The following is a 25,611-nucleotide window of genomic DNA, read 5'->3' on the forward strand; positions in this document are numbered from 1 at the left end:
CCACAAAAACCCTCGTGCTCTAGCCCGCCCCGGGGCCCACCCCCCGGGGCGCGGCCGGTTCCCCCGGCGGCACCACGGCACCCTACGCGAACATGGTCGGCCCGTTCGGCGGGATCACCGCCGCCACCCTGGTGCGGGCGATTCTGGACGACCCGAGGCATCTGACCCAACCGGTCGCCCTGACGGTGAATTTCGCGGGCCCGGTCTCCGACGGCCCGTTCGAGATCGACGCGCGGCCGGTGCGCACCAACCGCAACACCCAGCACTGGTCGCTCACCATGAGCCAGGACGACACCGTCACCACCACGGCGACCGCGGTGTTCGCCAACCGCCGCCCGACCTGGTCGGCCACCGAGATCGCGCCGCCGCAGGTACCGCCCGCGGACGCGGTCGAGCCGTCGCCGGTCCCGGATTTCATCGCGTGGGTGGACAACTACGAGATGCGATTCGTCGAGGGCGCGGTCGCCGAGATCGGCCGGGACGCTCCCGCGACCTCGACCAGCACGCTCTGGGTGCGCGACAAGCCCGCGCGCCCACTGGATTACCCGGCGCTCGCCGCGCTCAGCGATGTGTTCTTCCCGCGCGTGATGCATCGGCTGAGCCGGGTCGTCCCGGCCGGTACCGTCTCGATGACCGTGTACTTCCATGCCACGCCCGAGATGCTCGCGGCCCAGGCCGACCGGCACCTGCTGGCCACCGCCCGCGCCCAGCACTTCGGCAGCGGCTTCTTCGACCAGTCCGCCGAATTGTGGAGCCACGACGGCACCCTCCTGGTCACCACCCACCAGGTCGTCTATTACAAGGACACGCCCGCGTAGGGCGTTCCCGTCACCCGCCGGGCTGATACGCGGCCGCGAACGTCGCCACGGCGGCGGTGGCGACGGCGCGCAGCTCGGCGGGACGCACGGCGCGGGTGCCCATGCGCGAGCGGTTCTCCAGCGGTGCGGTCAGCAGCGCGAGGAACTGTTCGGCGGCCACGACGGGATCGTCGGTGCGCAGCCGTCCGGACAACGCCAGGCGCGCGAGGCGGTCGGCGAGGGCGTCGAGGGTGCGCACGCCGGTGCGCTCGCGGGCGAGCTCGATCAGCTCCGGCTGCGTGGCGGCCTGCCCGTAGCCGAGGCGGCGCAGGGCGCGCGAGCGCTCGTCGTTGCAGACGCGCAGCAGCCGGTACGCGACGTCCTCGAGCGTCGCCCGCAGGTCGGGGCCGGGCTCGCGCAGGCGGTCGAGGACGGCGACACAGTCGGCGCCGACGGCGTCGGCGACCACGATCAGCGATTCCCGCAGCAGGCTGTACTTGTCGCTGAGGTGGTTGTACACGGTCGGCTTGGCGACCCCCGCCTCGGCGGCGATATCCGCGACGCACGCCTGCTCGAAGCCCTGGCGGGCGAACACGGTGAACGCCGCGTCGAGAATCGCCTGCCGCTTGTCGATGCGCCCGCGCGCCACCTGCCCTGTAGCCACCCCGGCAGCCTACCCGCCCGCACCGACGATCTGAACCCGCCGGTTCACAATGCCGCACCCTTTGACAAAACCAAATGAACCATTAATCTGAACTCGCTGGTTCATTATCCGACGATACTCGAGGAGATCCCCATGCCCGCTTACGTTTTCGTCGAGGCCACCAACCTCGACGCCGCCCGCGCGACCGCGTACCGCCCGCTGGCGGAGGAGTCGATCGCCGTCTACGGCGGCCGCTACCTGACTCAGGGAGCCACCCCGGAGGTGATCGAGGGAGACCGGTGGCCCACCGGCCGGGTGGTCACCACCCTGGAATTCCCGGATATGGACCGGGTGCGCGAGTGGTACCACTCGCCCGAATACCAGCACGCCAAGGCCGTGCGCGAGGGCGCGATCGACCTGCGCCTGCTGTTCGTCGAGGGCGGCACCGCGCCCGCTCCGTAGCGGCGCTCCCCGGGCCTACCGGGCGCCGAGCATTTCGGTCAGTCGCAGCCGCCCGGCCTCGAAGTCGGTCGCCTCCGCCCGCTCGCGCACGGCGCGGTACGCCTCGGCCTCCGTCGCACCGTACGTCGCGTGCAGCGAACTCATGATCAGCGGCAGCCCATCGGCCCGGCCCACCTCGGCGAATCGCGCGCCGAGTTCGATACCGCCCTCGGACTGCCCGGCCTGGAACTGGCCCGGGCGCGGTCTCGCCGTCGCCGACCGTGCGGCCGATCCGCGTCGGTATGGTGGCTGAAATGACCAATCCGATGGTGACCGTCCCCGTCGACGTCGACTCGGTGACGACGGCAGGACCCGAGGACGACCCGGCCGCCGCCGGGATGACGCGCGGCGCGGTCGAATCGCTGTGGGCCGCGGTGCTCGACTGGTACCGGCTCGGGACCACGCCCGCGATCCAGGTGTGCCTGCGGCGCCACGGGAAGATCGTGCTGAATCGGGCGATCGGGCACTGCCGCGGCAACGCGCCCGGCGACGATCCGGGCGCGGAGAAGGTCCTCGTGACGCCCGACATGCCGTTCTGCGGCTTCTCCACCGCCAAGGGTGTCTCGGCCACGCTGATGTTCATGCTCGTCGAGCAGGGCGCGTTCGCGCTGAACGACCCGGTCTGCCACTACATTCCGGAGTTCGCGGCGAACGGCAAGCAGGCGATCACCATCGGGGATGTGCTGTCGCACGCGGCCGGGGTCCCGTTCATCACCCCGCCCTACAGGGGTGCCGAGCTGGTGGTCGACGAGGAGCTGGCGGTGCGGGCGCTCGCCGACCTCACACCGAGCTGGCGGCCCGGGCGATTGCGCGTCTATCACGCGCTGACCAGCGGACTCATCCAGCGCCTGCTGGTGCGGCGGGCCACCGGCAGGCCGATGCGCGACCACCTGGCCGAGCAGGTCCTCGACCCGCTGGGATTCCGGTGGACCACCTTCGGCGTGCGGCCCGAGGACGTCGATCTGATCGTGCCCAGCGTGCGGACCGGCCCGCCGCCCGGGCGGGTGTGGAAGTTCCTGGCGCACAAGGCACTCGGCGGCGGCTTGAGCGGTCCGGTCTCCGAGGCGGACAACCGGGCCTTCCTCACCGCGGAACTCCCCTCGGGCAACCTCGTCACCACCGCGTCGGAGCTGTCGCGATTCTACGAAATCCTCACGCGCGGAGGCGAACTCGACGGCGTGCGGATCATCCGGCCCGAGACCCTGCGCGAGGCGATACGACCGGCGAAGTGGCTGCCGAGCGCGGCCGGGCGGGTCAGCCGGGCGGGGTTCGAACTGGGCGGGCGCCGATCGAAGTTCGGCGCCCACACCGAATCCCATTTCGGCCGTAGCGGTTTGACCACCCAGTACGGCTGGGCCGATCCCGACCGCGGGCTGTCCGGCGCGATCCTCACCAGCGGCAAGGCGTCGACGGACGCCGACCGGCCGTGGCGGCTGGTGGCCCGGATCTCCGCCGCGGCCGACCGGCTGGCACCGGCCGAGCGCCCCTTCTGACGGCCCGGCCGGTTCGACGGCACCTCAGGCCACCCGCGGTTCGCCGATCCGCCGATGCGAGAACCTGTAGTCGGCCTGGCGGAGCAGCTCGTCGGCGTCGTCGGTGGGCGGGTAGATCCACAGCTCGTTCACCTTGCGCTTGCGGGCCTTGGCGGCCGCACCGGTCGAGGCCACCGTGCGGTCCCAGCCGGTGGTGAACACGGCGTCCGCGGCGCCGAGGTCGAGGCAGGTGACATACGGGGTCGCCGCGAACGGCGCGGGCGGTAGCCCGAGCAGGTCCGCTGCCGCGTTGTGCCCGGCGAACTTGCCCAGTTGCAGGGCGTGCTGGCAGCTCTGCGTCACCCGGTGTCCCGGTTCGGCGGCCGCGGCGGCGGTGTCGCCCGCGGCGTACACGCCCGGCACGCCGGACACCCGCAGATCCGCACCGACCGCCAAGCGCCCCAGGCGATCCCGGTCGGCGGGGATGGCGCCGGTGAGCGGACCGGCCTGCATTCCGGCCGTCCAGATCACGGTGGCGGCCGGGATGCGGGTGCCGTCGGACAGCTCCGCGCCGTCCGCATCCACCGCGGCCAGGCTCACCCCGACCCGCTGCTCCACCCCGAGGCTCGACAGCACGCGGAGGATCTGCGGCCGCGGCCCCGGGCCGAGTTCCGGACCGATCACGTCGGACCGCTCGACCAGGACGACCCGGACCTGTTCGCCCGCACCGTGTTTCGCGGCGATCGCCCCGAGCCGCTCCACCAGTTCGGTGGCGATCTCGAGGCCGGTGAACCCGGCGCCCACGACGACGGCGGTGAACCGGCCCTCGCGGGACGGCGTTTCCGGCAGTCGATGCAAATGTGCGTCGAGTGCCGCGGCCGCGGGCAGCGTGTCCACGTCGTGCAGCAGCTCGGCACCAGGCAGCGTGGGCCGGATCAGGCGGCTGCCGGTGGCGAGAACCAGTCGGTCCCAGCCGATCTCACCGGCGCTGCCGTCGCGGCCGACGGTGGCGATCCTCCGGCGGGCGGTATCGATCCCGGTCGCGGTCGCCGCCACCCGGCGCACCCCGATCGGGCCGAGGATCCGGTCCAGCGCCACCCGCATGCGATCCGGTTCGGCCTGATACAGGCGCGGCCGGATCACCAGATCGTCTCCGGAAGAGACGAGTGTGACCGGCAGGTCCGCACCGTGCGCCCGGGCGACCCGCACCGCACTCGCGGCGCTCCACACCCCGGCGAATCCCCCGCCCACCACAACAATTCCGTCCATGATCTCCTCCTCCGGGAATCCCGGTCAGCCCTCCGCGGTGGCGAATCCCCGTCGTGTTCGCGCCGCGGAACTCGCGGGGGCGTCGGCCACGAGATCGGCGATGGTCTGGGCGGCCAGTTCGCGGCGCCAGGCCAGCTCGGCGCGGCGCATCGCCGTCGCGATGCCGCACGGCTTGGTGAACTCGCTGCCCGCCGCGCGGCCGCTGGCGCCGCGCTGCCGAATCTCGGTGCAACGGAACGGATCAACACCGCCCTCCACCGCCGTGACGACATCGAGCAGGGTGATCCGCTGCGGCAGGCGGGCCAGGGTGAATCCGCCCCGCACGCCGGGGGTCGAGGTCAGGATCCCGGCGCGCACCAGCGCCTGCAGGCGCTTCTTGAGGTACTCGACCGGCAGGTCGAACCACGCCGCGAGCCGCGCTATCGGCACCGGCGGCTCACCGTCGAGCCAGGCCAGCGTCACACAGCAGTGCAGGCTCCACTCGACGCCCTCACCCATCTTCATATTGGGGATATTAGCTATCCCCATTCCGAGGAGCAAGGCCCGGATCTTTGGGACGGGAGGTAAGACGCCCGGCGAACGGCCTGGGAACGGCCACAACATTTCTCCCGATGCTGGCGTTACCCCGCCGTGATGTTGTTGACTCGGAAGCGGTTTCGGGGTTGTCCGCCGCTCGCGCGCGGCGGACGGGTGTCACGGCGTCGAGAGCGGAGTGCGATGAAGTCGGAGCGCGTATCGCGTGGCCTGCTCACCGCGGCCACGATGCTCGCCACCGCCGTGCTGGTCACCGGCCTGGGCGCCACCGCCGGGGCCGAACCCATCACCGGGGAGCCGCTCACCGCCCCGAACGGCGCGCGCATCGCCGACCTGCACGCGGTCTCCGACCGGGTGCTCGATATCGGCGTCTACTCCGCCGCGATGGACTCCGTCACCCGGATCACGGTGCTGCGCGCCGCCGATCCCGAGCGCCCCGCCCCCACCTTCTACCTGCTCAACGGCGCCAACGGCGGATCCGACGGCAACTGGCTCGAGACCACCGACCTCGTGGAGTTCTTCCGCGACAAGCAGGTCAACGTCGTGATCCCGTTCGGCGGCGCGGGCAGCTACTTCACCGACTGGCGGGCCGACGATCCGGTCCTGGGCCGCCAGCGGTGGGCCACCTTCCTCACCTACGAGCTGCCGCCGATCATCGACGCCGCCTTCCGCGGCAGCGGCGCCAACGCCATCGCGGGGCTGTCCATGGCGGGGACCTCGGTGTTCCAGCTCGCCATCGGCAGACCCGACGTGTACCGGGCGATCGGTTCCTACAGCGGCTGCGTGCGCACCAGCGACCCGCAGGGACAGGCCATGGTGCAGGCCGTCGTCACCGGGCAGCGCGGCAACGCGCTCAACATGTGGGGCCCGCCCGGCGATCCGGCCTGGGCCGCCAACGATCCGTACCTGCACGCCGAGCGGCTGCGCGGCACCGCGGTCTACGTCTCCACCGGCAACGGGCTACCCGGACCCTACGACACCCTCGACGGCGCCCGCGGCGACGTCGTGCAGCTGATGTACCAGCTGTTCTTCGGCGCGCCGCTGGAGGTGGTCACCAATGTGTGCACCCGGCAGCTGCAGGACCGCCTGCGGCAGTTGAACGTTCCCGCCACCTTCGACTTCCGTCCCACCGGCACCCACTCCTGGGGCTACTGGGAAGAGGATCTGCACAAGTCCTGGCCGATGTTCGAGGCCGCACTCACGCGGCCGGAGTCCCCCGAGCCCGCCGATCGCTGAAACCGCGCAAAACCACTGCGCCACACCGTGTTGGTGCGCCTCACAACGACGCCGTCCGGCTTCTGTGCGATCCCAGAACGTTCGGGCATTGCGGGGAACGGCCGCCACCCCGTCTGCGACAGTGACCCCATCGGACCATTCCCCCGGCGGGAGTGAGGTTTTCGACTGTCCGAAATCGGAGGATCTCAATGTCGGACATGGCCACAGCCGGTATCGGCTGCCGATTCGCGCGTGACGCCGACGAGCAGGTCGCCAAGTATCTGGACGTGGTCGCGAGCGCGGCCTTCCCGCAGCCGGGCCACACCGGCCGCGTGACCCGGACCTCGGTCCGCGACGCCGCACGACTGGCTCGGGTCCGGGCCGAATTGTCGGCGATGGACCGCGACGCGCGCGGACCGGCCGTGACCCGCATGCTCGTCGCCGAACTCGCCGAGATCATGCGCGTCGCACCGGAATCCATCGATTCGACGGTGCCGGTCTCGGATCTGGGACTGGACTCGCTGATGGCCGTCGAACTGGGCGCGCGGATCAGCCGGTCCCTCGGCATCGAGCTGGTGTCGCTGCAGACGGGCCGATCGTTCAGCCTGGACCAGGCCGGTCCGAAGGTCGCCGAGCTGATTCTCGCCGACGCCGAACCGGCGCCCGCGGGCGCGACGAGCCACGAGCAGGAGGTATGCCGGTGACCGAGGCCGGAACCCCGACAGCGGTCACTCCCCCGGCCGGCGAACTCGCCGCCTGGCTGGCGTTCGCCGGATGTCTCATCTCGGTGTTCATGCAGATGATCGACGTGACGATCGTGAATACCGCGCTGCCCGACATCACCCGCGACCTGCACGCCTCGCAGGCGGCGCAGATGCTGATGGTGGCGGGCTTCTCGCTGGCGTTCGCCTGCACCCTGCTGATCGCCGCCCGCATCGGCGCCCTCGTCGGCCGCCGCACCATGTTCCTGGCCTCGGTGGCCGCCTTCACCGCCGCGTCGATATGGTGCGGAATATCCGACAGCGCAACCGAATTGGTGATCGCCCGGGTCGCCCAGGGGATCGCCGGGGCCGGGATGGCGGCACAGACCATCGCCATCCTCACCGCCAGCTTTCCGCGCGAGCGGCATCAGCTGGTCTTCGCGCTGTACGGGGCGACGGCGGGGTTCGCGGGCATGCTCGGCCCGATCGTGGGGGGCGTGCTCATCACGCTGAATATCGCTGGGCTGGGCTGGCATTCGATCTTCTGGATGAATGTGCCGCTCGGCCTGCTCGCCGCGGTGCTCGCCTACCGGTACCTGCATCTGGGCCGATCCCCGGAGCGCGAGCGGCTGGACGCGGGCGGGGCGGTGCTGTCCACGGTGAGCCTGTTCCTGCTGTTGTCGGCGCTGGCCGATGTGCAGCAACGGGGTTGGCGGCCAGCGCATGTCGCGATGATCGCCGCCGCGCTGGTGCTGGCGGCGGTGTTCGTGGCGCATCAGCGCCGCCGCGAGCGGGGCGGTCGCACGACGCTGGTGCGCCTGGATCTGTTCGCCGACCGCCGCTTCGCCGTCGGGTCGGTGCTGGTGACGATCTTCTTCGGGCTGTTCACCGCGTTCGTCTTCGCCGCCTCGATTCTGCTGCAGGACGTGCTGCACTGGTCGCCGCTGCGCACCGGAATCGCGATGACGCCGTTCGCGCTCGGCGCGGGTGCCGGGGCGCTGCTGTCGCCGCTGTTCATCCACTTCTGGGGCGTTCGCGCGCTGTCGGCCGGGATCACGGTCTACGGCGGCTGCGTGACCGTCGCGGCCGGGTACCTCTACATCACCGACGGCGACGTCAGTCTCGCGCTGGCGGTGGTGCCGGTCTTCGTCGCCGGATTCGGCATCGGATTGTTCGGGGTGCCGCTGCAGCCGCTGATGCTGGCCGGATTGGACGAGCACCGGATGGCGGAGGCGTCGGGCACGGTGCCCACCATCGAACAGGTCGGCAACGCGGTCGGCCTGGCCGTGCTCAGCACCGTGTTCTTCCGCTCGCACACGCTGGCCGGAAGTATCACCATGCTGGTGGCGATCGCGGTGGTGGCCTTCGGGCTCGGGATCCTCGCCCTGGCCCTGCCCGGACCCCCGCAGCGAGCATCGGCGCGCTGAGAGCCGTTCGGCCGCAGGGGCTTTCACACGATGATCAGCCGATGGTCGAGCCCGCGGTCATGCCGCCGTCTGCGAGGAACTCTCCCCCGGTGCAGTAGCTCGACTCCGTAGAGGCCAGGTACACGACCAAGCCGGAGACCTCCTCGGGGGTGCCCAGCCGCGTGAGGGTGTTCTCGTTCGGGTCGACGGTCACCGTGCCCGGTTGGGCGCCGATCATCGGCGTCGCGATGGCGCCCGGGTGCACGGAGTTCACGCGCACGCCGTGCGGCGCCAGTTCCAGCGCCGCGGACTTCGTGAACCCGCGCAGCCCGAACTTCGACGCCGTGTAGGCGTGCATACCGGAGACGCCCTGCATCCCGGCGGCGGAGGAGATGTTGACCACCGCCGCCGGGCGGGCCGCCACCAGCGCATCGCGCGCCGCGGTCAGGCCGAGAAACGGGCCGGTGAGATTGACCGCCAGCACCCGCTGCCACTGCTGCTCGGTGTAGCCGCCCAGCGGGCCGCCGTCGAGGATTCCGGCATTGTTGACCAGGACGTCGAGCTTGCCGAACCGGTCCACCGCGGCCGCCACCGCCGCGCGCCAGTCCTCGGCGCGGGTGACATCGAGTTCCACGAAGGCCGCGCGCTCACCCAGCTCATCCGCCAGCCGTTTACCCGCGTCGACCGCGATATCGCCCAGCACCACACGCGCACCCTCATCGATGAACGCCCGGGCGTGCGAGGCACCCATCCCCGACGCGCCCCCACTGATCAGGGCAACCCGCCCATCCAACCGTCCGGTCATACTTCTCTCCTCTCATACACCCGCTCCCAGAACTTCCGGCGAAGGTTTCTGGCGAAGCCTGCTCAGTCCGTGCCCTCGTCGGGCGGACCGATCGGTTGCGGGGTGCGGTCCGGGCGGTAGACGCAGCGGGTGCGGGTGTAGATCGTCGGCATGCACTCGTTGCAGTGGATGCAGGCCGATCGGGTGTTCGCGTCGGAACGGATGCGGTGCAACAGGTTCGGCTCGCGCAGCAGGGCCCGGCCCATCGCGACGAAATCGAAACCCTCCGCCATCGCGGTGCGCATGGTCTCCAGATTCGTGATGCCGCCCAACAGGATCAGCGGCATCGACAGCTCGCGGCGGAATTGGCGGGCCCGCTCCAGCAGATACGCCTCGCGGTACGGATACTCCTTCAGGAAGGCCCGCCCGGCCAGGCGGAAGCCCCAGCGTGCCGGTGCGGGAAGCACTTTCGCGAACTCGCGTCGCGGTGCGTCGCCGTGGAACAGCAGCATCGGATTGAGCAGTGAACTACCGGCGGTCAATTCCAGCGCGTCCAGCGCGCCGTCGGCCTCCAGCCAGGCCGCGACCTGCAGCGACTCCGGGACGGTGAGACCGCCCCGCACGCCGTCCTCCATATTCAGCTTCGCCGTCACCGCCAGCCGGTCGCCGACGGCCGCGCGGACGGCCGTGGCGATCTCGCGGGCCAGCCGCGCGCGGCGGGCCGCCGAACCGCCGTACCCGTCGGTGCGCCGGTTCAGCAGCGGGCTCAGGAACGAGCTCACCAGGTAGTTGTGGCCGAAATGTATTTCCACCGCATCGAATCCGGCCGCCTCGGCCAGGCGGGCGGCCTCCGCGTGCGCGGTCACGAGCTGCCGGATCTCGCTCTCGTCGGGAACCCGCATGGGGCGCATGCCCAAGGGGCTGAACATCCGGCTCGGCGCGAGGGCGGGCACCCGATTGGAGGCGGCGTTCGCGACCGGGCCCGCGTGCCCGATCTGGGCGCTCGCGGCCGCGCCCTGCGCGTGCACCGCGTCGGTCAGCTTCCGCAGTCCCGCAACCGCTTCCGGCCGCATCCACAGCTGATGGCGATCCGTGCGGCCACCCGGCGCGACCGCGCAGTAGGCGACCGTCGTCAACGCCACACCGCCCGCGGCGACCTCGCGGTGGAAGGCGACCAGATCGTCGGTGACGAGGGCGTCGGGGGTGCGGCCCTCGAAGGTGGCGGCCTTGATCACCCTGTTGCGCAACATGATCGGGCCGAGAGTGGCCGGTGCGAAGACGTCGTTCATCGGTCGCCTCCGGGCGGTGCGGTCAGCCCGGCCACCACGAATTCGCGGAGCGCGGCGACGGATTCGCGCGACAGCACCCGCTCCGCGCCGCCGAACCGCGTGATGATCAGGTCGAACGCCAGCATCCACCGGCGCCCGCTGTCGGCGGCGTCGAGGCCCGGCAGCAGACCCGTCCACGAGTCGATCCGGAACCAGGGCTGCCGCCAGGCGCCGCTGTGGCGACCCAGGAAGTACCGGGCCAGCAGCCGCAGGTGCAGGCGCCCCACGGGGTCGGCGGACAGCTCGACGAACGGTTCGATCACCGCCTCGACCAGTTCGGGAACCGATGCCCGCGCCGTGGCCAGGGCCGACAGCCGATCGGCCCACAGCGGCCCCAGCCGGTCCTCGAGCAGGGCCGACACCAGCGCGTCCTTGGAGCCGAAGTGATAGTGCACGGCGGCTGGATTCGCCTGTGCCGCAGCACATATGGCACGGATAGACACATCGTCGTACCGCTCGGTCAGCAGCAGCCGCTCGGCGGCGGCCAGCAGCCGCTCCCGAGTACCCACCGCGCCGTGCTCACCCACGGCTGCGCTCCGTGGGGCGCGCGCCGGGTCGCCGATTCGCTCGCTCATGCCAGCCAGTGAACCACACTTTCAAACAATGTTTCAATCATTGATTGAACGAGCCTCCGTCATCACGGGCGCGAAGCCTTACCTCGCAGGTAATCGCCTCCACGCGCCGCCCACGGCAAGCTCGTACCCATGGCAGAAGAACAGGCAGTGCGACAACATGCGGGCGCCGATCACGGTCTGGCCGCGGCCCTGCGGGTGCTGGCGGTGGGGCGCATCGTGCTGGGGGTCGGTTCGCTGGCCGCGCCGCGCGGGCTCGGCCGTCTGTTCGGGATGCGGCTCGCGCCCGAATCCGTCTATCTCACACGCATTTTCGGGGCCCGGGCGCTGGCGCTCGGGCTGGGATATCTGACCGCCTCGGACGGCGACCGCCGCCGCTGGCAGCGCCTGGCCCTGATGGTCGACTTCCTCGACACCGCACACGGGACGGCGCATCTCGCCCGCGGGGATGTGCCGCGCAGCGCGGCGGCACCGCTGGTCGCCATGACCGGAAGCTACCTGGCGATCGGCGCGGCCCGCCTCGCGCGCGATCTGCGCTGACCCGCCGCCGCGACGTCCGCGCTCCGGCCGTTTGCCGGGCCACCGCACACCGTCGCATCCGCACCGCATATCGTTGGCCCCGCAAGGCGGCGGATGCCGGAGGAAACCCCAGTTCACCTGGACAAACGACCGGTTCCGCCGCGCAGCTGTCGATCATGAGGAGGATCCGAATGCGATTCGTCAAGACCGGCGCCGTGGCCCTGGCCTTCGCCGGCGCGGCCGTCCTGGGGTCGGGCGTGGCCCACGCCGACCAGACCATCACCGTCACCGCCGAACTGCTCGGCTGCTCCGTCCAGAACCAGGTCGGCGTCGACGCGCTGGCCAATGTCCAGCCCGGCGAGTCCGTCACCGTCTCCAACGAGGTCGTCGCCGACCTGAAGGCCAAGGGCTGCCTGCCCGAATAGCGTGACTCCGCGGCAGGTCCGGTGCTGCCGGGCCTGCCGCGCTCAGCGCGGGCGACCGCCCGCGTGGGCGTCGCGCGTCGAGCGCATCCACCCGAAGGTCAGCTCCACCGCGCGCCGCCAGTTCTCGTACTCTCGCTCGCGGTGCCCGGGGTCCATGCGCGGCACCCACTGCGCCGCCACCCGCCAATTCCCGCGCAGCCCTTGCAGATCCGGCCAGTAGCCGACGGCGAGGCCCGCCGCGTACGCCGCGCCCAGCGACACCGTCTCGGAGACGAAGGGCCGCATCACCGGCACGTCGAGCACGTCGGCGACGATCTGCATCAGCAGGTTGTCCGAGGTCATGCCGCCGTCGACGCGCAGCGCCCGCGCCTGCAGCCCGGAGTCGGCGTTCATCGCGTCGACCACCTCGCGGGTCTGCCAGGCCGTCGCCTCCAGCACCGCGCGCGCGATGTGGCCCTTGGTGACATACGAGGTCAGCCCGATGAGCAGGCCGCGCGCATCGCTGCGCCAGTGCGGCGCGTACAGCCCGGAGAACGCGGGCACGAGGTAGCACCCGCCGTTGTCTTCCACTGTGCGCGCGAGGGTTTCGATCTCCGGCGCGGACCCGACCAGCCCGATGTTGTCGCGCACCCACTGCACCAGCGAGCCGGTCATCGCGACCGGCCCCTCCAGCGCGTACACCGGCTCGTCCCCGACCTGGTAGCCGATGGTGGTGAGCAGCCCGTGCTCGGACTGCACCAATTCGCCGCCGGTGTTCATCATCAGGAACGCGCCGGTGCCATAGGTGCACTTGGTTTCCCCACGGGCGAAACAGGTCTGGCCGAACAGCGCGGCATGCTGGTCACCCAGCGCGGCCGCGATCGGCAGGCCCGGCACCAGGCTGCGGATGCTGCCGAACGAGGCCGTCGACGACTGGATGCGCGGCAGCACGGCCGCGGGAATTCCGAAGAACCGCAACAGTTCCGGATCCCAGGTGCGGGTGGCCAGATTCATCAGCAGGGTGCGGCTGGCGTTGGTGACGTCGGTGACGTGCAGCCCGCCGTCGACACCGCCGGTGAGATTCCAGACCAGCCAGCTCTCCATGGTCCCGAACAGCACGTCGCCGCGCTCGGCCCGCTCCCGCAGCCCCGGCACGGTATCGAGTAACCACCGTAATCGGGGCGCGGCGAAATACGTGGCCAGCGGCAGGCCGCACAGCTCACGGATCCGCTGCGCGCCCGGCGCGTCCTCGAACTCGCGGACCAGCTCCTCGGTGCGCACGTCCTGCCAGACGATGGCGCGGCCGACGGGCACACCCGTGCGGCGATCCCACACCACCGTGGTCTCGCGCTGGTTCGCAATCCCCACCGCCGCAATCTGTTCCGCGCCGACGCCGGAGTCCCGCAGCACCTGCGGCAGGATGCGCTCCAGATTGCGCCAGATCTCGAGGGCGTCCTGCTCCACCCAGCCCGGCCGCGGATAGTGCTGCCGATGCTCGCGCTGCGCCACCCCGGCCAGCCGCGCGCGGTGATCGAACAGGATGCACCGGGTGGACGTGGTGCCCTGGTCGATGGCCAGAACGTATCGCTGCGTCATCCGTGGCCGCTTCCTGTCGGGTATTCGCTTCGGGGACAGGGAGATTGCAACACGCCGATCGCGCGAAACCGGCGAAACGGCGGAAATCTCGTGTATCCCACGGTCATTGCGCACCGAGCTCCCGCGATACCGCCCGCGCCGCATCGCGCACCTGCCGCACCGGCGTCGCCCGGAACCGCAGCCGCGCGTCACAGATCCGGTCGACGGGCCCCATGATGCCGACGGCGCCGACCACCAGCCCGCCCCGCGCCCGGATCGGCGCCGCGACACCCGCGACGCCCGAACGGAACTCCTCGACCTCCCCCGCCCAGCCGTCCTGCCGCACCCGCGCCAGCTCCCGATCCAGCGCCGCCCGGTCCACCACGGTCCGGTGGGTCCGCGCGCTCAGCTCGCCGCCGCGCGCCCGCGCCGCCAGGTCCGCGTCGTAGGCCAGCAGCACCTTGCCCAGCGCGGTCGCGTGCGCGGGCAGCCGCTCCCCGACCTCGAGCGCCTGCTCGGTGTTGTCGGGGCGGAAGACGTGGTGCACTACCACGACACCGCCGTCGTCCCCGGCGCGCGCCGCGATCCGCACCGCCTCGCCGGTCCGGGCGGCCAGCGCATCGGCCCAGTTGATCGCCCGCGACCGCAGCTCGTTCGGGTCGAGATACCCGGTGCCGACCTGCCCCATCGCCGCACCCAGCCGATACTTGCCGCTACCGGCGTCCTGCACGACGAATCCGACCCCCTGCAGGGTGCGCAGGATGCCGTGCGCGGTCGGCTTGGCCAGCCCCAGCGCGGCGGCGATATCGCCCACGCCGAGGCGGCCGGAGCGGGCGAGCAGTCGCAGCACGGCCGCCGCGCGCTCGATCGACTGAATCGGACCCGGCATGCACGCAACCTAACTCGCCACCACGCCGTCGACGATGTCGAACACGCGCGCCGCCCGCCGACACCTACTCCGCACGCGGTGTGACCTGGGCCATATTCCTCCCGACCGCCGTAGAGTAGCGATCGGCAAGATCATGCTCCACCCTCGCGGTTCGACATTGTCGAATGACCCCTATGTCCGGGTCGAAACCGCGACCGTACCGTCACATTCAGGACGGCCGCACCAGTGGCCGATGTCAGACGGAGGCTCAACGGTGAACTTCGGCGAGATCTTTCTCAGCGAGGCCCTCGGCACGGGGGTACTGATCATTCTGGGTGCCGGTGTGGTCGCCAACGTCCTGCTGGCCGAGACCAAGGGCTTCGACGGCGGCTGGCTGCTGATCAACTTCGGGTGGGGGCTCGGTGTTTTCGGCGGCGTGTACGTCGCCTACAAGACCGGCGGCCACCTCAACCCGGCCGTCACGGTCGGGATCCTGTCCAGCGGCGCGGACGAGTACGCGCCCGGGGTCGCCGTCGACTTCGGCACTACCATCGCCTATCTGGCCGGGCAGATGCTCGGCGCGTTCGTGGGCGCGTGCATCGTGTACGTGGCCTACAAGAAGCACTTCGACGCCGAACCCGACGGCGCGAAGAAGCTCGGCGTGTTCTCCACCGCACCCGAAATCCGTTCCTACGGCTGGAATCTCGCCACCGAGGTGATCGCGACCTTCGTCCTGGTGCTGGTCATCATCGGCATCGGCAAGACCCCGACCGGACTCGGCCCGCTCGCCGCGGCGCTGCTGGTCGTGGGCATCGGCGCCTCGCTGGGCGGCCCGACCGGATACGCGATCAACCCGGCGCGCGACCTGGGCCCGCGGCTGGCACACGCCGTCCTGCCCGTGCAGAGCACGGCACCGGCCCGCGTTCCCGCCGGTGGGGGATCCGGCGAGGCCGCTCCGCAGCCCAAGAACAACGACTGGGCCTACGCCTGGGTGCCGGTGCTCGGCCCGCTGGTCGGCGGCGCGCTCGCGGGCCTGGTGTCCGCCATGGTCTTCTGACGCACGGTCCCTGCGAACCACCCTCTCCCCCATCACTTTTCCCGAAAGGAACCCGCGATGACCCGGTATGTCGGAGCCGTCGACCAGGGCACCACCAGCACCCGCTTCATGGTGTTCGACCACGGCGGCAACGAGGTCACCCGCTGGCAGCTGGAACACGAGCAGATCCTGCCGCGCGCCGGCTGGGTCGAACACAACCCGGCCGAGATCTGGGAGCGCACCAGCACCGTCATCAAAACCGCACTGGCGAAGGCGGATCTGACCGCCGAGGACCTGGCCGCGGTCGGCGTCACCAATCAGCGCGAGACCACCATCGTGTGGAACAAGCGCACCGGACGCCCCTACTACAACGCCATCGTGTGGCAGGACACCCGCACCGACCGCATCGTCACCGAGCTGGAACGCGCCGGGCACGCCGACACCATCCGGCACAAGACCGGCCTGCCGCCCGCCACCTACTTCTCCGGCGGCAAGCTGAAGTGGATTCTCGACAACGTCCCCGGCGTGCGCGAGGCCGCCGAACGCGGCGACGCGCTGTTCGGCACCGCCGACACCTGGGTGCTGTGGAATCTCACCGGCGGTGCCCGCGGCGGCCACCACGTCACCGATGTCACCAACGCCAGCCGCACCATGCTGATGAACCTGGAGACCCTCGACTGGGACGACGAACTGCTGGAGCTGTTCGGCGTGCCGCGCGCGATGCTCCCGCAGATCGAGCCGTCGGTGAATCCGGGCCTGTTCGGCACCACCACCGCCGACGGCCCGTTCCAGGCGGAGATTCCGGTGGCGGGCGTCGTCGGCGACCAGCAGGCCGCCACCGTCGGGCAGCTGTGCTTCCGGCCGGGCGAGGCCAAGAACACCTACGGCACCGGAAACTTCCTGCTGCTCAACACCGGTGAGGAGATCGTGCGCTCGCAGCACGGCCTGCTGACCACCGTCGCCTACCAGTTCGGCACGGAACGGCCGGTGTACGCGCTGGAGGGGTCGATCGCGGTGACCGGGTCGGCGATTCAGTGGCTGCGCGACCAGCTGGGCATCATTTCCGGTGCGGCACAGAGCGAATCGCTGGCCCGGCAGGTCTCCGACAACGGCGGGGTCTATTTCGTGCCCGCGTTCTCCGGGCTGTTCGCGCCGTACTGGCGCTCGGACGCGCGCGGCGTCATCGTCGGCCTGTCCCGCTACAGCAACAACGCCCACCTGGCCCGCGCCGCGCTGGAGGCCATCTGCTATCAGACCCGCGATGTCGTGGAGGCCATGCAGGCCGACTCCGGGGTGGAGCTGGATGTGCTGCGCGTCGACGGCGGCGTCACCGCCAACGAGCTGTGCATGCAGCTGCAGGCCGATTTCCTGGGCGTGCCGGTGTCGCGGCCGGTGGTCGCCGAGACCACCGCGCTCGGCGCCGCCTACGCCGCCGGGCTCGCGGTCGGATTCTGGAAGGACACCGACGAACTGGCACAGAACTGGCAGGAGTCCAAGCGCTGGACCCCCACCTGGACCGACGAGCAGCGCGAGCGTGGCTACGCCCGCTGGAAGAAAGCAGTGTCGCGCACCCTCGACTGGGTCGACGTCGACGAGTGACCCATCACCGCATACGAGAGAGAAATACTGCAGTGACAACACAATTGGATTCGCAGTACCGCGCCGAGGGGCTGAACTCCCTGGGCCGCAAGGACATCGACGTCCTGGTGATCGGCGGCGGCGTGGTCGGCGCCGGCGCCGCCCTGGACGCCGCCGCCCGCGGGCTGACCACCGTCGTGGTCGAGGCCCGCGACTGGGCGGCCGGGACCTCCAGCCGCTCCAGCAAGCTCATCCACGGCGGCCTGCGCTACCTCGAGCAGCTGGACTTCGCGCTGGTGCGGGAGGCGCTCAAGGAGCGCGGACTGCTGCTGAACCGGCTGGCCCCGCACCTGGTGCGCCCCGTGTCGTTCCTGTTCCCGCTGCAGCACCACTGGGAACGCCCCTACATCGGCGCGGGCGTCGCGCTCTACGACACCCTGGGCGGGGCCCGCGCGCTGCCCATGCACAAGCACCTGAGCCGCACGCGCGCACTGGAATTGGCGCCCGCACTGCGCGAGGACGCCATGACCGGCGCCATCCGCTACTTCGACGCCCAGGTCGACGACGCGCGGCACACCATGATGCTCGCCCGCACCGCCGCCCAGCACGGCGCCACGGTGCTCACCCGGACGAGGGTGACCGGCCTGCTCCGTGAGGGGGAGCAGGTCGTGGGCGCGACGGTGACCGATCTCGAGACCGGCCGCACCTACGACGTGCGGGCCCGCAGCGTGATCAGCGCGACCGGCGTGTGGACCGACGAGATGAACGCCATGACCGGCGTGGATTTCCCGTTCCACGTGCGCATGTCGAAGGGCGTGCACATCATGGTGCCGCGGGAACGGTTGAATCTGGACACCGGCCTGATCATGAAGACCGAGAAGAGCGTGCTGTTCGTGATCCCGTGGCGCGAACACTGGATCATCGGCACCACCGACACCGACTGGTCGCTGGACCGCAACCATCCGGTGGCCACCGCCACCGATGTCCGCTACATCCTCGATCATCTGAATTCGCTACTGCGCGAACCGATCACCGAGAACGACATCGTCGGCACCTACGCGGGCCTGCGCCCGCTGCTGTCCGGCGCCTCCAGCGACACCTCGAAGCTGTCGCGCGAACACGCTGTGGCCGAACCGGTTCCGGGGTTGTTCGTGATCGCGGGCGGCAAGTACACCACCTACCGCGTGATGGCCGCGGATGTGGTGGATGCCGCGGTGGCGGGGTTCGGGTCGGCGATGGCGCCGTCGGTCACCCAGAATCTGCCCATCCTCGGCGCGGTCGGCTATCACGAAATGCTCGACGACGCCGAGGGTGTCGCGGCAAGGGCCGGGCTGCCGGTGGAGACGGTGTCGCATCTGCTCGAACGCTACGGCGCGCTGACCACCGAACTGCTCGGAATGATCGACGCCGCACCGGAACTGGGCCTGCCGCTGCCCGGCGCGAGCGAGTACCTCGGCGCGGAGGCGGTATACGCGGTCACCCACGAGGGCGCGCTGCACCTCGACGACATCCTGACCCGCCGCACCCGCATCTCCATCGAGGTGCCCGACCGCGGCCTCACCGCGGCCGCGGCGGTGGCGGACCTGGTCGCCCCGCAGCTGGGCTGGGACGAGGCCACCAAGACGGCCGAACTCGCCCGCTACCGCGACCGCGTGCGGGCCGAACTGGCAGCCAACGAGGCCACCGACGACGAGACGGCCAACACGGCCCGCCTGGTCGCGGTGTCCTGAGCCACGGCCGTCCCCGGCGACATCGCCCGGACGACATCACCCGTTGTCCCGGCGAACGCCGGGACCGGGTCGGGGCCTGAAACACGAACGGCACCACTCGATTCCGGCTTTCGCCGGAACGACCGGACGCAGTTGAACGACGCGGGCCAGCTGCCGTCCCGGCGCTCCCGCGAACCCGCTCAGTTCACGGTGACGGTCAGCGTGAACTCCTGTGCCGGGGCGGATCCCGGGCGCACCGATACCAGCGACAGCCGCGCGGTGCCCGGGTCGGCGGCGGTGAACGCCCACACCGAGGTGCCCGGCCCGGTGCCCAGCAGATCGCCCGGATTCGGACGGAACTGCGGCTCACCCTCCTGATGCAGCACGTTCTCGTCGTTCTCGCCGATCTGCCAGCGGTAGCCGGTGGACGGATCGTCCGGCAGCGCGACCACGAGCTCGCTCCCGGACGACAACGTCACGGCCGTGCCGTTGGCGTCGGTGCCGACCACCATCGGTTCCGCCACGGGCACAACGAGATTCGGCAGCGCGGGAGCCGGGGCCGCCACGGCCACCGCGCTCGGGCCACCGACGGCCACCGCCAAACCGAACACAACCATCATCAAAGGTGTACGCACCACAGTCCTTCCATACGTCAGGGGCGCTCACACCATACAGTCGCCCCCCGAGCAACCGACCGGATAACCGCCAAAACCCGCCCCCAGCAACCCTTCCGAACGCAACCATCTCCCCGCGCCCTTTACATGCTCCCGAGGAGGCGGCTAGTGCTTGAGTGCGAGGCCGCCGTAGGCGCCCGACAGTTCCGGACGTGAGCCGACGTCGGCGGGGTTCTCCGGGCGCCACAGCGGCAGGTGTACCAGGCCCGGCTCGAGCAGTTCCCAGTCGCCGAAGTACGCGGCGATCTCGTCGCGGGACCGCAGCACGATCTCGGTGGAGGTGCGGCCCGACAGCTTCTGCGCCTCCAGCACCTCGGCGGGCTGCCCGTCGGCCGTGGCGTGCGTGATCGCGAGGTAGCTGCCGGGGACCACCGCCTCCTGCAGGCGGGCCACGCACCCGGCCGGGTCGGCCTCGTCGGGCACGAAGTGCAGCACCCCGAGCAGCAGCACCGCGACGGGCCGGTCGAAGTCCAGCACCCGCCTCGCCTCCGGATCGGCCAGGATCGCCTGCGGATCGGCGACGTCGGCCCGGATGACGCTCGCGTAGTCGTTACCGGCCAGGATCGCCTGGCTGTGCGCCACCGCGACCGGGTCGATGTCGACGTAGACGACCCGGGATTCGGGATTGCGCGCCTGCGCCACCTCGTGCACGTTGCCGACCGTCGGAATGCCCGAGCCGAGGTCGAGGAACTGCGTGATTCCGGCGTCGACCAGGCCCCGCACGCAGCGCCGCAGCAGATCGCGGTTGGCGCGCATGACCTCGGCGACGTTGGGCGTGAACGATTCGATCTGGCGGGCCAGCACCCGGTCGATCTCGAAATTGTGCATACCGCCCACGAAATAGTCGTAGACCCGCGAGGCACTGGGCCGGTCCAGGTCGATTCCCTCGGGCGCCCAACTCGGTCTGGTCATCGAAACCTCTCTGGAGATCACAGCACCCGCCGCGGGTACCGGAAGGCAAAGCATCGCAATCGTATTCGAGCAACCACAGAAACGCGTGTGGTTCACACGTCCAGGACGGCAGGACTACGATCGATCTCTATGGCGTGGGAAGGGTCAGGCGACGTCCTGCACGCCGATCTGGCCGAGCGCTGGTCGGCCGCACTCGGCTGCGGGACCCGCGATCACGTCGTCCCCCTGAGCGCCACCGAGGTCCGCGACCTGCTGGCCGGGCTGGCCGCCGAACTCGACGCCGTCGCCCGCACCGGCGGAACCGCGCGCGCCGCCGCGGCCGGGGTGCGGCTGGCCCGCGCGCATTTCGTCGGCGACGAGGTTCTCGGCCGCAGCATCGGCGTGCTCAGCGCCCATTTCGCCGCGACCGGCGTGCCCGGTGACCGCTCCGGCGAGGTGCTGACCGCCTTCGCCACCGGCTATGTGCGGGCGTTCCGCGCCTGGCTGCTGAGCGAACAGGAGAGCGTGCGCGCCGCCGATATCGCGGCCCGGCGCGCGGTCGAGGAGCAGCTGCGCGCCAGCGAGGCGCGGATGCGGGGCGTGTTCTCGCAGGCCGGGATCGGCACCGGACTGTCGGATATGACCGGCCGGATCATCGAGGTCAACGCCGCCTTCGCCACCATGCTCGGCTACACCGTGGAGGAGATGGCCGAACTCAACGTCGACGAGCTCACCCACCCCGACGACGCGCCCGGCATGTGGGCGCTGTACGCCGGGGTGCTGCGCGGCGACCACGACAACGTGCAACTGGAGAAGGCCTACCGGCACCGCGACGGCCACACGGTGTGGACCAACATCAACGTCTCGCTGATCCGCGACGACCAAGGCCTGCCGCAGTACACGCTGGTGCTGGTGGAGGACATCTCCGAGCAGCGGGCGCTGCGCGAGCGGCTGCACCACCGCGCCCACCACGACCCGCTGACCGGGCTGGCCAACCGCACCCGTTTCTTCGACGCGCTCGCCGAGGCGTTCGCCGATCCCACCGCCCTGGTCGGCCTGTGCTACGTCGACCTCGACCACTTCAAGGCCGTCAACGACACCTTCGGCCACGCCGCCGGCGACGAGTTGCTGACCCAGGCCGCCACCCGCCTCGCGGCCTGTATCACCGAGCCGGACCATCTGGTCGCGCGCATGGGCGGCGACGAATTCGTGGTGCTGGTGCCGCGCTCGGCGGGCCACGGCGAACTCGCCCGCCTGGCCCGGACCGTCCTGGACGCGCTGGCCGCACCGTTCGACATCCACGGCCACCCCCTCACCGTCACCGCCAGCGTGGGGGTGACCGCCCAGCACCCGGGCCACACCACCACCGACGAGCTGCTACAGGCCGCCGACACCACCATGTACTGGGCCAAGGCCGACGGGCGCGGTCGCTACGCGGTATTCGACGCCGACCGCCGCCGTCGCGAGCACACCCGGTCCGAGCTGACCGCGGCCATGCCGGTGGCGCTGGGGCGCGGCGAGTTCTTCCTCGACTTCCAGCCGATCGTCGCCCTCACCGACCGGACGCCGGTGGCGGTGGAGGCGCTGGTGCGCTGGCGGCATCCCGAGCTCGGCACCCTCACGCCCGCCCGGTTCGTGGATCTGGCCGAGGACAGCGGCCACATCGGCGCGCTCGGCATGGTGGTGCTCGAGGACGCCTGCCGCACCGCCCGGGACTGGTACGACCGTTTCGGTGAGCGAACACCGGCACTCAGTGTCAACGTCTCCGCCGCGGAGGTCGCCGATCCGGATTGGCTCGACCGGGTACAGGACGTCATCGTCTCGACCGGCATAGAGCCGGGGCGGCTGCAGCTCGAGCTCACCGAGCGGGCGTTCATGCACGCCTCCGGGCGGCCGCTGCAGGCGTTGCGCACCCTGGCCGAGGGCGGGGTCCGCATCGCGATCGACGACTTCGGCACCGGCTATTCGAATCTCGCCTACCTCGGGCGCCTGCCGCTGCACGTGGTCAAGCTCGCGGGGCCGTTCATCCACCGCATCCGCACCCCGGGCGCCTCCGGCCGCAGCGATCTGCTGGTGCTGCGCACCATCATCGACCTGTGCCACGAGCTCGGCCTCACCGTCACCGCCGAATGCGTCGAGACGCCGCACCAGGCCGAGCGGCTGCTGGATCTGGGCTGCGATACCGCACAGGGCTGGTACTTCCACCACCCGATGCCCGGCGAGCAGATCACCAAGCTGCTCGCCGAGCCGGACACCGGTCAGTAGTAGGCCGTGCCGCCGGTGGCAGCGCCGCGCCCACCACGTCCAGGCGCTGGCGCACCCGCAGCTTCGACTCCGGAACCACCACTGCCACAAGGGGAATCATCACGAGAGTGAAGATGAACAGGAACCAGAATATCGCCCGCCAGCTGTAGTGGTCGACGATGTAGCCGCCGATCAGCGGGCCCGCCGCGCCGGAGACCCCGAGCCCGTGGAGGCGATGCCGAGCCCGATCGGCACCTACCGGCGCGGCATCAGATCGCGGATCAGGCCGTAGGAGATGACCGCCGTGGCCTGCAGGCCGCGCCCGAACAGGAACAGCAGCCAGTCGCTGGTGACCGCGCAGATCGCGCAGCCGATCAGGAACAGCACGCCGCAGGTGAGGAACATCCGCTTCTTGCCCCAGATGTCGCTCATCTTGCCGATCAGCGGTGAGGCGGCGGCGCCGGTGACGCCGAAAATGATGATCGCTCAATTGATGTCGGCGCCCTGCTCCGGGAAGGTCGGCGCGATCTGGCGCAGCGCCGCCACCATGGCGAACTGCGGCGGGGCGACCTCGGTGAACAGCACGATGACGGCCAGCACCGAGAAGATCCGCAATCGTGATGCGCCGTCGAGTCTTCCGGTCACGTCGACCGGTTCGAGCGCGGTGGATTCGAGGGAGGTGGACATGAGCCGGATGTGGCCACGCACGCACCGAGATCTCCGACTCACCGCACCCGCGACGGCAACGTGTTGCACACTTAGTCACTATGCTCTGGATCTACTACGGCATGTTCCTCCTGCTGCTGGAGGGCGAGAAGCTCCTGGAGCAGATCCTGCTGCAGTGACAGGGCGCGTCAGTGCGCCACACCCCCGCACCAGATTCGCCGGATCGCCCGGGTGGCAGCGATATCCGCGACCGGGTCGCCGTCCACCAGCAGCAGGTCCGCCCGGCCGCCGGGTGCGATCACGCCGCGATCCGCCAGGCCGAAGTGCCGCGCGGGCAGGGCGGTGGCGGCATTGAGCGCCTCGACGGTCGAAAGTCCGGCCCGCACAAGCAGTTCCAGTTCGTGGTGCAGGCTCGCGCCGTACTCGGGTGCGAACGGGATGCCGGGGGTGGCGTTGGCGTCGGTGCCCGCCAGGATCGGCACCCCGGCCGCACGCAGTTCCGCGATGCTGGTCAGCGCCGGGGCGAATGCCGCAGCGTTACCGGTGGCCGCGGCGATGCCCTCCATCATCGTCAGTGTCGGCACGGCCACGCTCCGCTGTGTCGCCATGCGCCCGACGTCATGCCCGCTCAGGGGCGCGCCCAGTGGAATGTGGGTGACGATATCGGCACCCGCGTCCAGAGCCATGGCGTACGCGCCCGGCGATGCGGCGTGCGCCACCACCAGCATGCGCCGCGCATGCGCGGCCACCACGACGGCCTTCGCCGTCACCGCCTCCGGTCCGCCCTCGCCCGGTGCCTCCAGCACCAGCTTCAGGTAGTCGGATCCGGACGCGGCCCGGGCGGCCACCGCCTCCTCGGCCTCCTCGGGACCGTGGATGACGGCCTCGGCTGGCAGCACCCGCGCATGCATACCGCCCGGGCCGATGACCGGCAACCCGGCGCTGCGCACATCCGTGGTGCCGCGCAGTTCGCGCAGCGCCGCCACCTGCTCGGGCGGCCAGGAGGCCATATCGAGGGCCGTGGTAATCCCGTGTGCCGCAAGGCGTTCCACCTGCTCCGGCCGGTCCAGATGCACATGCGCATCGATCAGCCCGGGCAGCAGCACGGCTCCCCCGGCATCGATGATCTGCCCACCGGAGGGATCCGTGCCGATCACCGCACCGTCGATCACCACCGTCACCGGCTCACCCACCCGATGACCGTCGAACACCCGGACATTGTCGAGCACGGTCTTGGCATCGTCTCCCGCCGCACCGTCCACAGCGCTCACCCTCCAATTCCCTGATCATCTCCCACCCAGTCCTCCACCCCGACTGTAGGCCACGCGCATTCGGCCGGGATCAGTGAACGGCGCCGAAGATTTCCGTCACCATGTTCTCGGACGCGTCGGCGGCGCGGATGTCCAAGTGGACCGATGGGCCGTCGAAATGCATGGTGAATCCGAAGAAGGGGCAGCAGCGCTGTTCGGCTGCCGCCAGGGCCGCGAGCGCACCGGCGCGGTCGGCCGCGATCGTCAAACGCAGGCCGTTCGGGATTGCGAGGCGTTCGGCTCCCTCGATCGCCGTGCGCCACTGCGTCGTTCGCTCCGCCTGCGCCGCGTGGTCGAGCGCGCACGCGATGGGCGCTGTCCGCCACGATTCCCCGGCGGTGATCGGATCTCCCCCGCCGAGGCCGCATTCGTCATCGCACGGCGCGTCGCGATCGGGCAGCGCATCGAGCCGACGCAGCGCCGAACGGGCCGTCTCGGCGAACTCGGTCAATTCGGCCAGCCGTGCCTGCGCCCGGTCCAGGCTCTCGGCAATCCGCGGCCGCAACTTCGATTTCACCTCCGCGCAGGCGCCGCCGTCCCACACGGCGAGCACCTCGGCGATCTCGGCCAGCGGCAGCCCCAGCTCCTTCGCCGCACCGATCACCGCCAGCCGCCGCACCGCGTCCTCGCCGTAGACCCGATACCCTGCCCCCGTCCGCCCGGCGGGCATCAGCCCGGCATTCTCGTAATAGCGCAGCGTCGTAGCCGGAACCCCACTGCGCTCGGCCAGCTCGGAAATCCGCATCCCGCTCACGCTCTCGACGGTAAACCTTCCACCCGCCTCGAAGGTCAAGCCCGGCACGCGGCCCCGGCGAGTCAGCGGTCGGGGAACGAGCCCACGAAGGCGGCCCCGATCAGGGCGGCGCTGACCACGGAGAGCACGGCGATACTCCACATAAGAAACCCTCTTCGATT

The 25,611-nt window shown here is 70.7% G+C and carries 26 protein-coding genes and 2 pseudogenes; 12 read left to right on the top strand and 16 right to left on the bottom strand.

The annotated features are described in order from the left end of the window. Positions 1-65: 65 nt before the first annotated feature. Positions 66-818, top strand: a pseudogene (locus QH290_RS11820) (thioesterase family protein); the annotation flags it as partial. Positions 819-828: 10 nt separating this feature from the next. Here QH290_RS11820 and QH290_RS11825 read toward each other — a convergent pair. Continuing rightward, the gene (locus tag QH290_RS11825) at positions 829-1,461 is read right to left on the bottom strand and encodes a TetR/AcrR family transcriptional regulator (RefSeq protein WP_280262575.1); all 633 of its coding nucleotides are present in this window, start codon (positions 1,459-1,461) and stop codon (positions 829-831) included. Positions 1,462-1,593: 132 nt separating this feature from the next. Here QH290_RS11825 and QH290_RS11830 point away from each other — a divergent pair, with 132 nt between their 5' ends. Then, a complete protein-coding gene (locus QH290_RS11830; protein WP_280382857.1) occupies positions 1,594-1,902 on the top strand; it encodes a DUF1330 domain-containing protein in 309 nt (102 codons plus the stop codon). Between the two features lie 24 nt (positions 1,903-1,926). Here QH290_RS11830 and QH290_RS11835 read toward each other — a convergent pair. Beyond that, positions 1,927-2,142 (bottom strand): annotated as a pseudogene (locus QH290_RS11835) (LLM class flavin-dependent oxidoreductase); the annotation flags it as partial. Between the two features lie 53 nt (positions 2,143-2,195). Here QH290_RS11835 and QH290_RS11840 point away from each other — a divergent pair. Beyond that, positions 2,196-3,434 carry a serine hydrolase domain-containing protein gene (locus tag QH290_RS11840; protein ID WP_280382858.1) on the top strand — a complete coding sequence of 413 codons (1,239 nt, stop codon included), beginning with the start codon at positions 2,196-2,198 and terminating at the stop codon, positions 3,432-3,434. 24 nt (positions 3,435-3,458) lie between these two features. Here QH290_RS11840 and QH290_RS11845 read toward each other — a convergent pair whose 3' ends face one another. Further along, positions 3,459-4,682: an NAD(P)/FAD-dependent oxidoreductase gene (locus tag QH290_RS11845; RefSeq protein ID WP_280382859.1), complete on the bottom strand. Its 1,224-nt coding sequence runs from the start codon at positions 4,680-4,682 to the stop codon at positions 3,459-3,461. Between the two features lie 24 nt (positions 4,683-4,706). After that, positions 4,707-5,186, bottom strand: coding sequence for an RrF2 family transcriptional regulator (locus QH290_RS11850; RefSeq protein WP_280382860.1), 480 nt, complete (start codon positions 5,184-5,186; stop codon positions 4,707-4,709). A gap of 213 nt (positions 5,187-5,399) precedes the next feature. Between QH290_RS11850 and QH290_RS11855 the strand changes: the two genes are divergently transcribed. The 3 genes from QH290_RS11855 to QH290_RS11865 all read left to right on the top strand — a co-directional run bounded on the left by QH290_RS11855 (position 5,400) and on the right by QH290_RS11865 (position 8,559). Next, a complete protein-coding gene (locus QH290_RS11855; protein WP_280262585.1) occupies positions 5,400-6,452 on the top strand; it encodes an alpha/beta hydrolase in 1,053 nt (350 codons plus the stop codon). A 197-nt stretch (positions 6,453-6,649) separates the two neighbouring features. After that, positions 6,650-7,135 (top strand): acyl carrier protein, encoded by a 486-nt coding sequence (locus QH290_RS11860; RefSeq protein WP_280382861.1) that lies wholly within the window; start codon positions 6,650-6,652, stop codon positions 7,133-7,135. After that, positions 7,132-8,559, top strand: coding sequence for an MFS transporter (locus QH290_RS11865; protein WP_280382862.1), 1,428 nt, complete (start codon positions 7,132-7,134; stop codon positions 8,557-8,559). The genes QH290_RS11860 and QH290_RS11865 overlap by 4 nt, the downstream gene beginning before the upstream one ends. A gap of 34 nt (positions 8,560-8,593) precedes the next feature. Here QH290_RS11865 and QH290_RS11870 read toward each other — a convergent pair whose 3' ends face one another. The 3 genes from QH290_RS11870 to QH290_RS11880 all read right to left on the bottom strand — a co-directional run bounded on the left by QH290_RS11870 (position 8,594) and on the right by QH290_RS11880 (position 11,225). After that, positions 8,594-9,343, bottom strand: coding sequence for a glucose 1-dehydrogenase (locus QH290_RS11870; RefSeq protein ID WP_280382863.1), 750 nt, complete (start codon positions 9,341-9,343; stop codon positions 8,594-8,596). A gap of 62 nt (positions 9,344-9,405) precedes the next feature. After that, the gene (locus QH290_RS11875; protein ID WP_280382864.1) at positions 9,406-10,611 is read right to left on the bottom strand and encodes an NADH:flavin oxidoreductase; all 1,206 of its coding nucleotides are present in this window, start codon (positions 10,609-10,611) and stop codon (positions 9,406-9,408) included. Beyond that, on the bottom strand, positions 10,608-11,225 hold the full coding sequence (locus tag QH290_RS11880; protein WP_280382865.1) for a TetR family transcriptional regulator: 618 nt from the start codon (positions 11,223-11,225) through the stop codon (positions 10,608-10,610). The genes QH290_RS11875 and QH290_RS11880 overlap by 4 nt, the downstream gene beginning before the upstream one ends. Before the next feature lie 129 nt (positions 11,226-11,354). Between QH290_RS11880 and QH290_RS11885 the strand changes: the two genes are divergently transcribed. Both QH290_RS11885 and QH290_RS11890 read left to right on the top strand, forming a co-directional pair. Then, positions 11,355-11,762, top strand: a complete 408-nt coding sequence (locus tag QH290_RS11885; protein WP_280268889.1) for a hypothetical protein — start codon at positions 11,355-11,357, stop codon at positions 11,760-11,762. A gap of 170 nt (positions 11,763-11,932) precedes the next feature. Then, on the top strand, positions 11,933-12,166 hold the full coding sequence (locus QH290_RS11890) for a hypothetical protein (protein WP_280268888.1): 234 nt from the start codon (positions 11,933-11,935) through the stop codon (positions 12,164-12,166). A gap of 42 nt (positions 12,167-12,208) precedes the next feature. On the opposite strand, the gene glpK (QH290_RS11895) is transcribed toward QH290_RS11890, so the two are convergent. Both glpK (QH290_RS11895) and QH290_RS11900 read right to left on the bottom strand, forming a co-directional pair. Next, the gene (gene glpK, locus QH290_RS11895) at positions 12,209-13,741 is read right to left on the bottom strand and encodes a glycerol kinase GlpK (protein WP_280382866.1); all 1,533 of its coding nucleotides are present in this window, start codon (positions 13,739-13,741) and stop codon (positions 12,209-12,211) included. Positions 13,742-13,844: 103 nt separating this feature from the next. Next, entirely contained in the window at positions 13,845-14,609 is a 765-nt protein-coding gene (locus QH290_RS11900) for an IclR family transcriptional regulator (protein WP_280382867.1), read from the bottom strand. Positions 14,610-14,862: 253 nt separating this feature from the next. Between QH290_RS11900 and QH290_RS11905 the strand changes: the two genes are divergently transcribed. The 3 genes from QH290_RS11905 to QH290_RS11915 are packed head-to-tail and all read left to right on the top strand — an operon-like array spanning position 14,863 to position 18,932. Continuing rightward, positions 14,863-15,645: an MIP/aquaporin family protein gene (locus QH290_RS11905; RefSeq protein WP_280268885.1), complete on the top strand. Its 783-nt coding sequence runs from the start codon at positions 14,863-14,865 to the stop codon at positions 15,643-15,645. 57 nt (positions 15,646-15,702) lie between these two features. After that, a complete protein-coding gene (gene glpK, locus QH290_RS11910) occupies positions 15,703-17,223 on the top strand; it encodes a glycerol kinase GlpK (RefSeq protein WP_280268884.1) in 1,521 nt (506 codons plus the stop codon). A 32-nt stretch (positions 17,224-17,255) separates the two neighbouring features. Further along, the gene (locus QH290_RS11915; RefSeq protein WP_280382868.1) at positions 17,256-18,932 is read left to right on the top strand and encodes a glycerol-3-phosphate dehydrogenase/oxidase; all 1,677 of its coding nucleotides are present in this window, start codon (positions 17,256-17,258) and stop codon (positions 18,930-18,932) included. 179 nt (positions 18,933-19,111) lie between these two features. Here the strand turns inward: QH290_RS11915 and QH290_RS11920 are convergent, their stop codons facing one another. Then, positions 19,112-19,531, bottom strand: coding sequence for a protease inhibitor I42 family protein (locus tag QH290_RS11920; RefSeq protein WP_280268882.1), 420 nt, complete (start codon positions 19,529-19,531; stop codon positions 19,112-19,114). A 159-nt stretch (positions 19,532-19,690) separates the two neighbouring features. Beyond that, positions 19,691-20,497, bottom strand: coding sequence for an SAM-dependent methyltransferase (locus tag QH290_RS11925; protein ID WP_280268881.1), 807 nt, complete (start codon positions 20,495-20,497; stop codon positions 19,691-19,693). Between the two features lie 129 nt (positions 20,498-20,626). Between QH290_RS11925 and QH290_RS11930 the strand changes: the two genes are divergently transcribed. Further along, positions 20,627-22,741, top strand: coding sequence for a putative bifunctional diguanylate cyclase/phosphodiesterase (locus QH290_RS11930; RefSeq protein ID WP_280382869.1), 2,115 nt, complete (start codon positions 20,627-20,629; stop codon positions 22,739-22,741). On the opposite strand, the gene QH290_RS11935 is transcribed toward QH290_RS11930, so the two are convergent. The 5 genes from QH290_RS11935 to QH290_RS11955 all read right to left on the bottom strand — a co-directional run bounded on the left by QH290_RS11935 (position 22,704) and on the right by QH290_RS11955 (position 25,441). After that, on the bottom strand, positions 22,704-22,916 hold the full coding sequence (locus QH290_RS11935) for a hypothetical protein (protein ID WP_280382881.1): 213 nt from the start codon (positions 22,914-22,916) through the stop codon (positions 22,704-22,706). The two genes, QH290_RS11930 and QH290_RS11935, sit on opposite strands and share 38 nt — an antisense overlap. 59 nt (positions 22,917-22,975) lie before the next feature. Beyond that, positions 22,976-23,152 (bottom strand): hypothetical protein, encoded by a 177-nt coding sequence (locus tag QH290_RS11940; RefSeq protein WP_280382870.1) that lies wholly within the window; start codon positions 23,150-23,152, stop codon positions 22,976-22,978. 54 nt (positions 23,153-23,206) lie between these two features. Further along, positions 23,207-23,407, bottom strand: coding sequence for a hypothetical protein (locus QH290_RS11945; protein WP_280382871.1), 201 nt, complete (start codon positions 23,405-23,407; stop codon positions 23,207-23,209). A 167-nt stretch (positions 23,408-23,574) separates the two neighbouring features. Next, positions 23,575-24,657: an amidohydrolase family protein gene (locus tag QH290_RS11950; protein ID WP_280382872.1), complete on the bottom strand. Its 1,083-nt coding sequence runs from the start codon at positions 24,655-24,657 to the stop codon at positions 23,575-23,577. A gap of 70 nt (positions 24,658-24,727) precedes the next feature. Then, positions 24,728-25,441 carry a MerR family transcriptional regulator gene (locus QH290_RS11955; RefSeq protein ID WP_280382882.1) on the bottom strand — a complete coding sequence of 238 codons (714 nt, stop codon included), beginning with the start codon at positions 25,439-25,441 and terminating at the stop codon, positions 24,728-24,730. Positions 25,442-25,611 lie beyond the last annotated feature (170 nt).

The sequence above is a fragment of the Nocardia wallacei genome, from assembly GCF_029869545.1.
Classification (GTDB): Bacteria; Actinomycetota; Actinomycetes; order Mycobacteriales; family Mycobacteriaceae; genus Nocardia; species Nocardia wallacei_A.